This window comes from Archangium primigenium (genome assembly GCF_016904885.1).
Taxonomy (GTDB): Bacteria; Myxococcota; Myxococcia; order Myxococcales; family Myxococcaceae; genus Cystobacter; species Cystobacter primigenius.
In genome coordinates this window covers 8,675,065-8,687,681 of the sequence record NZ_JADWYI010000001.1, presented here as the reverse complement: position 1 = coordinate 8,687,681, position 12,617 = coordinate 8,675,065, and the positions used below count along the sequence as shown (strand labels likewise).

Here is a 12,617-nt window from a genome sequence, read left to right as displayed (position 1 = left end):
GCCGGGTGGTGGATTCGCGCGAGACCGTAGGGGCGGACGCCTGCGCGCCTGTGTGAGCGCTTTCACAGGCGCGGTGCTTTTGTTGTGCACGGAGGTGCTCACCCCGGCGCGCCCTCCTCTCGGGGAGGGGCATGGCCACGCCCTTGCCGTCCTGGGACGTCAGGACCGCGATTCGTTTCCTGCTGTCGTGTCTGGTGGGTGTGGCGCTCGCCTTGGGGCTCGTGGGCACGCACCTGGGTTATTCCCAGAAGGGCGCCCTCGTGGGCATGGGCGGCGTCTTCTGAACCCTCACCGCGCGGCGGAGGCGGGGAGCGCCGGGCGCTTGGGCGCGCTCACCCGCGCGAGCAGCTTCACCGCGAAGGCCCGCGAGAAGAACCGCACGCAGAAGGCGGCCACCGTGTTCAGGACGCCGTGGATGGTCGAGGGCCGGTTCTTCTGGAAGGCGTCGAGCCCGAGCCGCACCACGTCCTCCGGGCGCGCCCGCGGCACGCCAGCCCCCGCGCCTTCCCCCGCGCGCTCGAAGAAGGGCGTGTCCGTCGCGCCCGGAGACAGCGCCACTACCCGCACGCCCCGGTCCTTGTACTCGGCCCACAGCGCCTCGCTGAAGGAGAGCACGAAGGCCTTGGTCGCGCCGTACACCGCCATGTAGGGCGTGGGCTGGTAGGCGGCCGCGGACGCCACCTGGAGGACGCCGCCCCGCCGCCGCTCGAGCATCGGGAGGAACAGGTAGGTCAGCTCCATGAGCGCCCCGACGTTGAGGTCGATCTGCCCGCGCTGGGTCTCCAGGGGCGTGTCCAGGAAGGGGCCGTGCATGCCGAAGCCCGCGTTGTTGATGAGCACGTCCACCTCGAGCCCCCGCCGCGCCACCTCGTCGAACACGCGCCGCGCGGCGCCGGGCAGGGTGAGATCCTCCGCGATGACGTGCGCGTCGCGCAGCTGGCCGGCGAGGGCCTCGAGCTTGTGCTGACCGCGCGCCACGAGCACCAGCCGGGCCCCTCGGGCATCCAGCTCGCGGGCGAAGGCCTCTCCGATGCCCATGGAGCCGCCCGTCACCACCACCGTCTTTCCCTTGAAGTCGAAGTCGTCCATGCGCCCAAACATACGCGCCGGGTATTTTCCGGAAACGGGCATGTCTGGTAATCAAGTTTCCATTCATGGAAAGCCCCAACGCCCCCCTCTGGGATGACCTGCGCGTGCTGCTCGCGCTGCACCGCCACGGAAGCCTGCTCGCCGCGGGGCGCGCGCTCGGGGTGTCCACCTCGACGGCGGCCCGGCGCATCGAGGCCCTGGAGAAGGCCCTGGGCCGGCCGCTGGTGCATCGCTCGAGCGCGGGCACGTCCGTGGAGCCGGAGGCGCTGGAACTCATCCGCCTCGCCGAGCAACTGGAGTTGGGGCTCCTGGCCGTGCGGCGGGACGAGGGCGACGAGGCGATGGCGGGCACGGTGCGCCTGTCCTTGTCCGATGGCTTCCTGCGGCCGGTGACGCAGGTGCTCGCGACGCTGCGGCGGCTGCACCCGGCGCTGCACTTCGAGCTGAGCGCCGAGACGCGCCTGGTGGACCTCGCGCGGCGCGAGGCGGACATCGGCATCCGCAACAGCCGCTCCACGTCTCCGGTGCTCATCCAGAAGCACCTCGGGGCGGTGCGGTTGGGGCTCTACGCGGCGCCGTCGTACATCGAGCGGCGCCTGCGCGATGGGCGGCTGCGGCGCGAGGACATGGCCCGGCACGACTTCCTGGGCTTCGACGTCGACCTCGACAAGCTGCCGCAGGCGCAGTGGCTGGCGGCGCACGGGGCGAAGCGGTTCGTGTTCCGCAGCAACTCCTACTTCGCGCTGCTGGAGGCGGCCGAGCAGGGGCAGGGCATCCTGGTGCTGAGCGCGGCGCTGGCCTCGCCGCTGGTGCGGCTGGAGACGGACGTCGAGCTGCCGGAGGTGTCGGTGTACCTCGCGTTCCACCGCGAGCTGCGCCAGGTGAAGCGCGTGCGGGTGGTGGTCGATGCGCTCGAGGCCGCCATCCGCGCCGCGATGGCGTGAGGGGGGCGCTACTTGGCGTCCTCCTGGGCCCGCTGCTTCTGGATGGCGCTCAGCAGGGCCTCGTCGGAGAGGGACTTCTCCCAGTCCTCCGGCAGCTCGATGCGCACGGACCTCGCGTTGCCACTGGGCGTGCAGACGACGTGGAACCGGTTGCCCGAGTCCTCCACGCGCGCCGCCTCGGTCTTCTCCGGGTCCTTGCCCAGCCCCGCGAAGGCCTGGATGCAGTTCCACTTGATTCCATCGCTGTCGGTGACGTCCCTGGGCATGCCCACCTCGTGGAGGCTCACGGTGGGCATCGTCCCCAGGTCCGTACAGTCATTCCAAAGCGAGACACCCCTGGACGTTGGCCAGTCGGGGAGCAGGCAGGAGACCAGGCGCTCAGGGACGATTTTTAATGCGGACCAGTTTGGTCCTGTTTAAAGAGGCCCTGATGCCGCGCGCCCTGGACGTCCCCGGGGGGCCGGCCGGGTGGAGAGACTTCCGAATGCTCCGGATGAGCAAGATGACGGACTACGGCATCGTGTTGCTGGCCGAGCTGGCGCGTGCCGGCTCCGGGACGCGCACGGCCAAGGAACTGTCGGCGTGTACCCAGGTGCCGCTGCCCTCGGTGAGCAAGGTGCTCAAGGGCCTGCACGGGGCCGGCCTGCTCGTGTCCCATCGGGGCGCGAGCGGCGGCTATGGGCTCGCCCGCCCGCCCGAGGCCATTCCCCTCACGGAGATCATCACCGCCCTGGAAGGGCCCGTGTCCTTCACCGAGTGCGGCGCCCACGGCACGCCCGAGGCCGGGGGCACCTGTGAGCTGGAGACGGTGTGCCGGGTGCGCGGCCACTGGCGCATCATCAACCGCACCCTCCAGGACGCGCTCGGCCGCTTGAGCCTCGCGGACCTGTGTGGCCCCGTCGGTCGGCTCGTCACCCTGTCCACCCCGGCCCCGGCGCCCGTGCCGCTTCCCTCCACCGTGCGAGGCAACCCTTCATGAGCACCCAGACCCTGCAGGAACTCACGAAGCGCCCCTACGAGGCGGGCTTCGTCACCGACATCGAGTCGGAGACGATCCCCCGGGGCCTCAACGAGGACATCGTCCGCATCATCTCCGCCAAGAAGAGCGAGCCGGAGTTCATGCTGGAGTGGCGGCTGCGCGCCTACCGCCACTGGCTCACCCTCAAGGAGCCGCGCTGGCCGAAGGTGGACTACCCGCCCATCGACTACCAGGACATCATCTACTACTCGGCGCCCAAGCAGAAGCCGCGCCTGGACAGCCTGGACCAGGTGGACCCCGAGCTGCTCAAGACGTACGCCAAGCTCGGCATCCCGCTCGAGGAGCAGAAGCGGCTGCAGAACGTGGCGGTGGACGCCGTGTTCGACTCGGTGTCCGTGGCCACCACGTACAAGGACAAGCTCGCCAAAGCGGGCGTCATCTTCTGCTCCTTCTCCGAGGCGGTGCGCGAGCACCCGGAGCTGGTGAAGAAGTACCTGGGCACGGTGGTGCCGCACTCGGACAACTACTTCGCGGCGCTCAACTCGGCGGTGTTCAGCGACGGCTCGTTCGTCTACATCCCCAAGGGCGTGCGCTGTCCCATGGAGCTGTCCACCTACTTCCGCATCAACGCGGAGAACACTGGCCAGTTCGAGCGCACCCTCATCGTCGCCGACGAGGGCTCCACGGTGAGCTACCTGGAGGGCTGCACCGCGCCCCAGCGCGACACCAACCAGCTGCACGCGGCCGTGGTGGAGCTCGTGGCGCTGGACGGGGCCACCATCAAGTACTCCACGGTGCAGAACTGGTACCCCGGGGACGAGCAGGGCCGCGGTGGCATCTACAACTTCGTCACCAAGCGCGGCATCGCGCACCACCGCTCCAAGATCTCCTGGACGCAGGTGGAGACGGGCTCGGCCATCACCTGGAAGTACCCGAGCGTCATCCTCAAGGGGGATGACTCGGTGGGCGAGTTCTACTCCGTGGCGCTCGCCAACCACCGGCAGCAGGCGGACACGGGCACGAAGATGATCCACCTGGGCCGCAACACGAAGAGCACCATCGTGTCCAAGGGCATCTCCGCGGGCCGGGGGCAGAACACGTACCGGGGCCTGGTGAAGGTGCTCAAGAGCGCCGAGGGCGCGCGCAACTACACCCAATGTGACTCGCTGCTGCTCGGCAGTCAGTGCGGGGCCCACACGCTGCCATACATCGAGGTGAAGAACGCCTCGGCGCAGGTGGAGCACGAGGCGTCCACGTCGAAGATCGGCGAGGACCAGCTCTTCTACTGCCAGCAGCGGGGCATCTCGAAGGAAGACGCCGTGTCGATGATCGTCAATGGCTTCTGCCGGCAGGTCTTCAAGGAACTGCCCATGGAGTTCGCCGTGGAAGCGCAGAAGCTGCTCAGTGTGAGCCTGGAAGGAAGCGTGGGATGAAGCCGTTGCTCAGCATCAAGGACCTGCGGGTGCGCGTGGCGGGCCGTGAGGTCCTCAAGGGAATCAACCTGGAGCTGCAGCCCGGCGAGGTGCACGCCATCATGGGCCCCAACGGCTCGGGCAAGAGCACCCTGTCGCAGGTGCTCTCCGGCCGCGACACCTACGAGGTGACGGGCGGCGAGGTGCTCTTCGACGGGCAGGACCTGCTCGCCATGCAGCCCGAGGCGCGCGCCCACGCGGGCGTGTTCATGGCCTTCCAGTACCCGGTGGAGATTCCGGGCGTGGGCAACCTGCACTTCCTGCGCACGGCGCTCAACGCCCGGCGGCGCGTGGAGGGCAAGGAGGAGCTGGACGCCATGGACTTCCTCAAGCTCGCGCGCGAGAAGAGCAAGCTCGTGGAGCTGGATCCCGCCTTCATGCAGCGCTCGGTGAACGAGGGCTTCTCCGGCGGCGAGAAGAAGCGCAACGAGATCTTCCAGATGGCGGTGCTCGAGCCGCGCCTGGCCGTGCTGGACGAGACGGACTCGGGCCTGGACATCGACGCGCTGCGCATCGTGTCCGGGGGCATCAACGCCCTGCGCTCGCCCGAGCGCAGCATGCTCGTCATCACCCACTACCAGCGGCTGCTGGAGTACGTGGTGCCGGACCGGGTGTCGGTGCTGGCCGGCGGGCAGATCGTCCGCACGGGCGGGCGCGAGCTGGCGCTGGAGCTGGAGAAGAAGGGCTACGCCTGGCTCAATGAAGGCAAGGGCGACGGCAAGGGCGACGGCAAGGGCGGCAAGGAGGCGCGGCCGTGACGGACGGAGGGCTGCGGCACTACCTCGACCTGGCCGAGCGGTTCCAGGCGGAGCGGGCCGTGGGGGCCCCGGCGTGGCTGCGGGCCCTGCGGCAGGACGGCATCGCCCAGCTCGCGCGGCAGGGGTTTCCCACCTCGGCCCACGAGGACTGGAAGTACACGAACGTGGCCCCGGTGCGGGAGCAGACGTTCGCCCCGGTGCACACCGTGCACGAGGCGAGCATGACCGAGGCGGTGGCGCGGCTGAGCCTGCCCGGACCGGGTCCCCGGCTGGTGTTCGTGGACGGGTGGTTCGTGCGCGAGCTGTCGCGGCTGGACGGCCTGCCCGAGGGCCTGACGGTGCGGGGCCTGCGCGAGGCGCTGCAGGAGGGCCTGGTGCCCGAGGACCTCGTGGGCCAGCGGGCCCGCGCGGACGCGAGCGCCTTTACCGCGCTCAACGCGGCGCTGCTGGAGGAGGGCGCCTGGGTGGACGTGGCGCCGGGCACGGTGTGCGCCGAGCCCGTGCAGCTGCTCTTCCTGTCGCGTGGCGTGGGCACGCTGGCGCTGGCGAGCCCCCGCGTCGTGGTGCGGGTCGCCGAGCGCGGTGAGCTGACGCTGGTGGAGAGCTACGTGGGCGCCCAGCCCGGCCTGTCCTTCACCAACACGGTGACGGAGGCGACGATTGGCGACGGGGCCCGCTTCACCCACCTCAAGCAGCAGGCCGAGGCGGACGAGGCCCTGCACATCGGCGCCCTGCACGCGGCGCTGGGGCGCGAGAGCCACTTCGCCTCGCACGTGCTGTCCTTCGGGGGGACGCTCGCGCGCAACGAGGTGCACACCTTCTTTGGCGCCGAGGGCGGTGAGGCCACGCTCAACGGCCTGTACGTGGGCCAGGGCGCGCAGCACCTGGACCACTGGACGAACCTGGACCATGCCCACCCGCGCTGCACGAGCCGCGAGCTGTACAAGGGCGTGCTGGACGGGCAGTCGCGGGGCACCTTCCACGGCAAGGTGATGGTGCGTCTGGACGCGCAGCGCACGGACGCGCGCCAGGCGTGCCGCAACCTGCTCCTGTCGGAGAAGGCGAGCGCCGAGGCGCGGCCCCAGTTGGAGATCCTCGCGGACGACGTGAAGTGCGCGCACGGCGCCACCGTGGGCCGCCTGGACGCGCAGGCCCTCTTCTATCTGCGCTCGCGCGGCATTCCCCGGGACGAGGCGGAGCGGCTGCTCACGCTCGCCTTCGCGCAGGAGGTGGTGGCGGCGCTGCCGCTCGCGCCGCTGCGCGCCCAGGCGGAGGCGTGGCTCGCGCGCAAGCTTCCGGGAACCCAGGAGGGACGGTCATGAGCGCGGCAACCCTGGACATGGCGCGCATCCGCGCCGACTTCCCCATCCTCCACCAGGAGGTGCGGGGCCGGCCGCTGGTGTATCTGGACAGCGCCGCCACCACGCAGAAGCCCCAGGCCGTCATCGACGCGCTGGTGCGCTACTACACGCACGACAACGCCAACGTGCACCGGGGCGTGCACGCCCTCTCCGAGCGCGCCACCCTGGCGTACGAGGGCGCGCGCGAGCGGGTGCGCCGCTTCATCAACGCCCGCGAGACGAAGGAGATCATCTTCGTGCGCGGCTGCACCGAGGCCATCAACCTGGTGGCCCAGACGTACGGGCGCAAGAACGTGGGCCCGGGCGATGAGGTCCTCATCACCGGCATGGAGCACCACTCGGACATCGTGCCCTGGCAGATGCTCTGCCAGGCCGTGGGCGCCACGCTCAAGGTGCTGCCCGTGGACGAGCGGGGCGAGCTGCGGCTGGAGCTGCTCGACACGCTGCTCACCGAGCGCACGCGGCTGTTCGCGGTGACGCACGTGTCCAACGCCCTGGGCACGGTCAATCCCATCCGGGAGCTGGTGCGCCAGGCCCACGCGCGCGGGGTGCCCGTGCTGGTGGACGGCGCCCAGGCCATGCAGCACTTCCGCGTGGACGTGCGCGAGCTGGACTGCGACTTCTACACGCTCTCGGGCCACAAGATGTTCGGCCCCACCGGCATCGGCGTGCTCTACGGCAAGGCCGAGGTGCTGGAGACGCTCCCGCCCTGGCAGGGCGGCGGGGACATGATCCTCTCCGTCACCCTGGACAAGACCGTCTACAACCGCCTGCCGTACCGCCTGGAGGCGGGCACGCCGGACATCTCCGGGGCCATCGGCCTCGCCGCGGCGCTGGACTACCTGGATGGCGTGGGCCGCGAGGCCATCGCCGCGCATGACCAGGAGCTGCTGGAGTATGGCACCCAGGCGCTGGAGAGCGTTCCCGGCTTGCGGATCATGGGCAAGGCGCGCGAGCGCTCGGGGGTGCTGTCCTTCCTCATGGAGGACGTGCACGCGCACGACGTGGGCACCATCCTGGACCGCGAGGGCGTGGCCATCCGCGCGGGGCACCACTGTGCCCAGCCGCTGCTCGCGTGCTTCGGCGTGGCGGCCACGGTGCGCGCGAGCCTCGCGCTGTACAACACCCGCGAGGACATCGACGCCCTGGTGCGCGGGCTGCACAAGGTGCGGGAGGTGTTCGCATGAGCTCCGAGCTGCAGGACCTGTATCAAGAAGTGGTGCTGGAGCACGGCAAGCGGCCGCGCAACTTCCGCGAGGTGGAAGGGGCCAACCGGCGGGCGGATGGCTACAACCCGCTGTGCGGCGACCAGCTCACGGTGACGCTGCGCATGGACGGCGACGTCATCCAGGACGTGGGCTTCGTGGGGCAGGGGTGCGCCATCTCCCGGGCCTCGGCGTCGCTGATGACGGGCGCGGTGAAGGAGCTGTCGCGCGAGGACGCCGAGCGGCTCTTCGAGCAGGTGCACCGGCTGGTGACCGAGGGGCCCGAGGGCATGGATGTGGAGGCGCTGGGCAAGCTGGCGGTGCTCTCCGGGGTGAGCGCGTTTCCCGCGCGGGTCAAGTGCGCGAGCCTGGCGTGGCATGCGCTGCGCGCGGCGCTCGAGGGCAAGGCCGCCTCGGTGTCGACGGAATAGCGAGGGACATGGGGATGAGAGGGTTACAGACACTGCTCTCGCGTGACTGCGAGGTGACGATGATCCCGAGCGGCGAGCGCGTGGTGGTGCCCGAGGGCACCGAGGTGCGCGTGCTCCAGACGCTCGGCGGCAACGTGACGGTGCAGGGCGACTACGGTCAGCTCATGCGCATCGACGAGAAGGACGTCGAGGTGCTGGGGGCCGACTACCTCGCGCAGCTCGCGAAGTCCGCGCCGCCGCCCGCCGTGACCGCGCCGGAAGGCGAGTTCGACCCGGAGCGCATCTGGGACGAGCTGCGCACGGTGTACGACCCGGAGATTCCGGTGAACATCGTGGAGCTGGGGCTCGTGTACGAGTGCAAGGCCAGCCCCCTGCCCGAGGGCGGCCAGCGCGTGGAGATCCAGATGACGGTGACCGCGCCCGGCTGTGGCATGGGCCCGGTGCTGGTGGAGGACGTGCGGCAGAAGGTGAAGGCCGTGCCGGGCGTCGCCGAGGCGGACGTGCAGCTCGTGTGGGATCCGCCCTGGAGCCAGGACCGGATGTCGGACGTGGCGAGGCTCCAGCTCGGATGGATTTGAGGCGCGGCCCTACTTCTTGAGCACCAGGTCGCGCGACTGGACGAGGTCCACCTCGCCCGCGAAGTGCGCGAAGTCCTCGTACTGCTTCACCGGGATGCGGCCGCGCTCCACGCGCAGGGTCTCGTCGACGACGAGCGCGCCGCCCTCCTGCTTCTCCGTGCGCAGCAGCCGGCCGAAGGGGCTGTCCGACTTGAGCTGGGCCTGGGGATCCGTGAGGCGGTAGCCCGCGGGCATCTTCAGCGTCACCACCGTGTGGGTGGCGTCCGTGCGGTCCAGGAAGAGGGGGATGGTGCGGGTGCTCAGCTGCACGTACTGGCGCCCGAGCAGCGCGGGCATGGTGATGGGCGGCACCACCAGCGTCGTGCCCTCCACGCGGGCGAAGTTCGTCGCCTTGAAGGCGTACTTCACCGTGAAGGGCGCGCCCACCTCCTCCTTGTGCTCGAAGGCGAGCTCGGTGAGGTCCGCCCCGTTGAAGTAGCGGCCCACCGCGCCCTGCATTGCCTGGCGGCGGCGGTCTCCGGAGATGGCGTCGAAGGCCTCGGCGAGCTGGGCCGCCTCATGGCCCGAGTACGTCTCCTCGCCCTGGCCGGTGAGCTGGCCCGCGGCGTCCACCTCCAGGGTGAGCTTCACCTGCTTGCCCTCCCGGGCCGTCAGGGGCGGCGTCTTCACCTTCTCCAGCGCGCGGCCGGGCTCGGGCAGCAGCCAGGCCTCCAGGCCGCCCAGGGTCGTCTCGGGCATCTCCCCGAAGGGCGCGAAGCGCGTGCTCGTGTCCAGCCACACCGGCCCCGTGCCCGGCACGTCCGCGCGCAGGGCCACGTAGGAGAGCAGCGACTCCTCGGGGAAGAGGTAGGGCGAGGGGTCCGAGGAGAAGGTGCGCACGAGCGTGAGCCGCGTGGGAATGCCCAGTGACTCCAGGCCCGCCTTGAGCAGCCACATGCGGCTGCCCCGGTCCTGCGCGATGGTGGACGCGGCCGACAGCGACAGCCCCGAGTCCCGGCCGCCCACGCGCTTCATCACCGCCGTGTAGAGCGCCCGCACGGCCTCCACGCCCTGCTTGTCACCCACCGCCTCGCGCGCGAACGCCTCCACCTCCCAGTTGATGACGCCCCGGTCCAGGAACGCGTCCGCGTACGTCTTCACCAGCCCGTCGTTGCCCGTCTCGCCCGCGCCCACCGTCACGAAGGGCAGGTACTCCTTGCTGGAGGGCGCGTCCGGCTCGGGGATGAGCGGCGGCACGTTGCGCGCCTCGTGGGTGAACACCTCCTGCTCGCCCTTCACCTGGGGCGGCGTCACCTGGACGTTGTGCGCGTCCACCCGCATGCCCGTGCCCTTGGGCGCCACCACCGTGTAGCTCGCCCGGTGGTCCGGCATGTCGGCGACGCTGAAGTAGAAGTCCGAGGCCTTGAAGCCCGGCTGCCCCGGCCCGCGCGCGGCCTCGGCGAGCAGGTACTCCACCTCCACGAAGTCCCCCACCTGTACGCCCGGCAGGCTGACGGTGTCCTTGCCCTCGATGTTCTCCGGCTCCAGCACCCGGCCGTCCGCCTTGACGGTGCGCAGCGCCAGCGTCTGGGCCCCGGAGGGCAGGCGCACCTCGGCGATCTCCTGCACGCCGCTCTGATCCAACGCCTTCTGCAGCATGTGGATGCGGCTCACCTGCGAGCCGTCCGGGTAGACCTGGGTGGCCGCCGCGTCCAGCACGTAGGCCGCCGAGGCCGTCTCCGAGCGGTTGTTGGCCTCGTAGTCGCGGATGGCCTCGCGCCCGTCGATGGCGTGGGCCTGCAGCGGCTCCTGGCCCGTCGTCTCGCGCGTCACGGCGCGGCGCAGGGCGAGGTTGCTCCCGTCCAGCAGCAGCGCGCGCTCGCGCAGCGCCAGCGCGCCCGCCTTGTCCCCCGCCAGCTCACGCACGTCCGCCCACTTCTCCACCACCCGGGCGTTGCGCGGCCAGAGCAGGCTGAGCGCCTGGAGGGTGGAGGTGGCCTCGGGGAAGCGGCGCTGGGCCACCTGCGCGGCGGCGAGCGCCAGGGCGGTGGAGACGTCGCCGGGGTTGCGCCGCAGCTGCTCCTGATAGAGCGCCTCCGTGCGCGCCTGATCTCCGCGCAGGCGCGCGTGGTCCGCCGCCCGGTTGAGCGCGCCCGGGCAGTTCTCCATGGCCGTGGCGAGCTCGTCCGCGCGCTGCACCGCGTCCCGGCGCCGCGCCAGGCTGTAGCGCAGGGTGAGCGCCTCGCACAGGCCCGGCTGGGCCTGGAGCGCCCCGGTGAGGCTGTCCTCGGCGGCGTTGTCCACCTCCAGCGCGAGCGAGGCGCGCGCCTCCAGCATGAACAGGGGCCAGCCCACGGGCGTGGCCGCCGCCCGGGCCGTCTTGAGCGTCTCCAGCGCCGCGGCCGGCTGGTTGTCATTGAGCGACAGCTCCGCGCGCAGGAGCAGCGCCGTCACGTCGCGGGGATCCTTGGCGAGCACCACCTCCAGGTCCCGCGTGGCGCGGCCCCGGGCCACCTTGCTGGGAATGGTGCGATCCTGCGCGGCCAGCTCCGCGCGCAGCGACAGGAGCGCGGACGTCTGGGTGAGCGTCTGCAGCCGCGTCATCAACCGCCAGGCGCCATCCGGGTCGCGCGCCATGCCGTCACGCACCGCGATGAAGCCGGACAGCAGGGGCCCGGCCTCGTCGGCGAGCGCGGCGGCCAGGTCCCCGGCGCGCGGGTAGACGAGCGGCGCGCGGATGTCCCGGGGCGCCTGGCCCCACGTGGCGGGCGCGGCGCCGGTGGCCGGGCTGAAGCGCACCCCCGAGGGGCGCCCGTCCGCGCGCAGCAGCGCCACGCTCACGTTGGAGGAGCGCTGCTCGCGCAGCAGCTTCACGATCACGCGGTGGCGGCCCGCCGTCAGGTGCACCGCGCGCGTGTCCACCGTGGACGCGGCGAGCGCGAAGCCCCGGCGCTCGAGCACGCGCGTGCCATCCAGGTGCAGCACGTACGAGGAGGCGGACGCGGCGCGCGCCACGTAGTCCCCCGCCTCGGGCACCTCCGCGTCCATCGCCAGCAGGTAGACGTCCCCCGAGGACGTCTCGCCCGCCACGTCCAGCCGGCCGTCCGGCGCGCGCAGCACGCGCGGCTGCAAGGGGCCGAAGGGGCCGGGCAGCGCGTCCGCGAGCGAGCCCGTGCGCTCCGGGGCCAGCGGCTCGTCGAAGCCGAGCAGGTGCCAGGCGGAGAAGGGGCCGAGCAGGGTGGCGGTGTCCGCGGCGCCCATGTCCTGGAGCGCCGCCGCCTGGGCCGCGCGGTCGCTCCGGGTCCCGAGCACGAGGGCCTGGGTGGCGCGCAGGAGCTGGGCGGCCTCGCCGATGCCGCCGGCGTCGAGCGCGGCGTGCACGCCCGTGAGGATGGCGTCATCCAGCACGGCGGAGGCGCCCGCCAGCTCCAGCACGTAGCGCGCGCTGGGCGCCGCCAGCGGGTGGGTGGGGGCGCGCGTGGCCACCGCGAGCGCGGTGTCCAGGGCCCGGCGCGGCTGGCCGGCCCGGCGCGCCAGCAGGTGCTGGCCGTACAGGACGTAGGGGTCCGAGGGATCCTTCGCGGCGCCCTGGTCGAAGCGGGCCTGGGCCTCCGTGGCGTCGCCCTTCACCAGCCAGGCGTGGAAGCCCGCGAAGGCGAGCGTACGGGCCTCGGAGGCGCCCTTGTCCGCCGCGCTGGCGGCCCGTTCGAGCACCCCGGCGGACGAGGCGGTGTGGGCGGCGCATCCGGACATCAATCCGGTGGCGAGCAGGAGCGCGGGCAGGACTCGGCGGGGGGGCGTGCGCATAGGGTCCCCAGGGA

12 protein-coding genes are annotated in these 12,617 nt (G+C 71.7%); 9 read left to right on the top strand and 3 right to left on the bottom strand.

The features are described from left to right. Positions 1-131 precede the first annotated feature (131 nt). Positions 132-284, top strand: a complete 153-nt coding sequence (locus tag I3V78_RS35675; RefSeq protein WP_204494947.1) for a hypothetical protein — start codon at positions 132-134, stop codon at positions 282-284. Between the two features lie 4 nt (positions 285-288). On the opposite strand, the gene I3V78_RS35670 is transcribed toward I3V78_RS35675, so the two are convergent. Beyond that, positions 289-1,089: an SDR family NAD(P)-dependent oxidoreductase gene (locus I3V78_RS35670; RefSeq protein ID WP_204494945.1), complete on the bottom strand. Its 801-nt coding sequence runs from the start codon at positions 1,087-1,089 to the stop codon at positions 289-291. A gap of 65 nt (positions 1,090-1,154) precedes the next feature. On the opposite strand from I3V78_RS35670, the gene I3V78_RS35665 reads away from it, so the two are divergent. After that, positions 1,155-2,033 carry a LysR family transcriptional regulator gene (locus tag I3V78_RS35665; protein ID WP_204494942.1) on the top strand — a complete coding sequence of 293 codons (879 nt, stop codon included), beginning with the start codon at positions 1,155-1,157 and terminating at the stop codon, positions 2,031-2,033. 8 nt (positions 2,034-2,041) lie between these two features. Here the strand turns inward: I3V78_RS35665 and I3V78_RS35660 are convergent, their stop codons facing one another. Further along, positions 2,042-2,329, bottom strand: coding sequence for a hypothetical protein (locus I3V78_RS35660; protein ID WP_204494940.1), 288 nt, complete (start codon positions 2,327-2,329; stop codon positions 2,042-2,044). 188 nt (positions 2,330-2,517) lie between these two features. Between I3V78_RS35660 and I3V78_RS35655 the strand changes: the two genes are divergently transcribed. Genes I3V78_RS35655 through sufT form a run of 7 tightly spaced genes read left to right on the top strand, consistent with a single transcriptional unit; the run spans position 2,518 to position 8,817 of the window. Continuing rightward, entirely contained in the window at positions 2,518-3,012 is a 495-nt protein-coding gene (locus I3V78_RS35655) for an SUF system Fe-S cluster assembly regulator (RefSeq protein ID WP_204494938.1), read from the top strand. After that, complete coding sequence (gene sufB / locus I3V78_RS35650) at positions 3,009-4,445, top strand: Fe-S cluster assembly protein SufB (protein ID WP_204494936.1); 1,437 nt, start codon at positions 3,009-3,011, stop codon at positions 4,443-4,445. Before I3V78_RS35655 ends, sufB begins: the two co-directional genes overlap by 4 nt. Next, a complete protein-coding gene (gene sufC, locus I3V78_RS35645; RefSeq protein ID WP_204494933.1) occupies positions 4,442-5,242 on the top strand; it encodes a Fe-S cluster assembly ATPase SufC in 801 nt (266 codons plus the stop codon). The genes sufB and sufC overlap by 4 nt, the downstream gene beginning before the upstream one ends. Then, positions 5,239-6,564, top strand: a complete 1,326-nt coding sequence (gene sufD / locus I3V78_RS35640) for a Fe-S cluster assembly protein SufD (RefSeq protein ID WP_204494931.1) — start codon at positions 5,239-5,241, stop codon at positions 6,562-6,564. Before sufC ends, sufD begins: the two co-directional genes overlap by 4 nt. Continuing rightward, the gene (locus tag I3V78_RS35635; RefSeq protein WP_275583519.1) at positions 6,561-7,790 is read left to right on the top strand and encodes a cysteine desulfurase; all 1,230 of its coding nucleotides are present in this window, start codon (positions 6,561-6,563) and stop codon (positions 7,788-7,790) included. The genes sufD and I3V78_RS35635 overlap by 4 nt, the downstream gene beginning before the upstream one ends. Next, entirely contained in the window at positions 7,787-8,239 is a 453-nt protein-coding gene (sufU, locus tag I3V78_RS35630; RefSeq protein WP_204494928.1) for a Fe-S cluster assembly sulfur transfer protein SufU, read from the top strand. The genes I3V78_RS35635 and sufU overlap by 4 nt, the downstream gene beginning before the upstream one ends. 14 nt (positions 8,240-8,253) lie before the next feature. Beyond that, complete coding sequence (sufT, locus tag I3V78_RS35625; protein WP_204494926.1) at positions 8,254-8,817, top strand: putative Fe-S cluster assembly protein SufT; 564 nt, start codon at positions 8,254-8,256, stop codon at positions 8,815-8,817. A gap of 9 nt (positions 8,818-8,826) precedes the next feature. Here the strand turns inward: sufT and I3V78_RS35620 are convergent, their stop codons facing one another. After that, the gene (locus I3V78_RS35620; protein ID WP_204494924.1) at positions 8,827-12,603 is read right to left on the bottom strand and encodes a DUF3857 domain-containing protein; all 3,777 of its coding nucleotides are present in this window, start codon (positions 12,601-12,603) and stop codon (positions 8,827-8,829) included. Positions 12,604-12,617 lie beyond the last annotated feature (14 nt).

Coding starts and splice junctions, on each gene's coding strand:
- I3V78_RS35675 (WP_204494947.1), top strand. CDS start 132: ATGGCCACGCCCTTGCCGTCCTGGGACGTCAGGACCGCGATTCGTTTC.
- I3V78_RS35665 (WP_204494942.1), top strand. CDS start 1,155: ATGGAAAGCCCCAACGCCCCCCTCTGGGATGACCTGCGCGTGCTGCTC.
- I3V78_RS35655 (WP_204494938.1), top strand. CDS start 2,518: ATGCTCCGGATGAGCAAGATGACGGACTACGGCATCGTGTTGCTGGCC.
- sufC (WP_204494933.1), top strand. CDS start 4,442: ATGAAGCCGTTGCTCAGCATCAAGGACCTGCGGGTGCGCGTGGCGGGC.
- I3V78_RS35620 (WP_204494924.1), bottom strand. CDS start 12,603: ATGCGCACGCCCCCCCGCCGAGTCCTGCCCGCGCTCCTGCTCGCCACC.
- I3V78_RS35635 (WP_275583519.1), top strand. CDS start 6,561: ATGAGCGCGGCAACCCTGGACATGGCGCGCATCCGCGCCGACTTCCCC.
- I3V78_RS35660 (WP_204494940.1), bottom strand. CDS start 2,329: ATGCCCACCGTGAGCCTCCACGAGGTGGGCATGCCCAGGGACGTCACC.
- sufT (WP_204494926.1), top strand. CDS start 8,254: ATGAGAGGGTTACAGACACTGCTCTCGCGTGACTGCGAGGTGACGATG.
- sufU (WP_204494928.1), top strand. CDS start 7,787: ATGAGCTCCGAGCTGCAGGACCTGTATCAAGAAGTGGTGCTGGAGCAC.
- sufB (WP_204494936.1), top strand. CDS start 3,009: ATGAGCACCCAGACCCTGCAGGAACTCACGAAGCGCCCCTACGAGGCG.
- I3V78_RS35670 (WP_204494945.1), bottom strand. CDS start 1,089: ATGGACGACTTCGACTTCAAGGGAAAGACGGTGGTGGTGACGGGCGGC.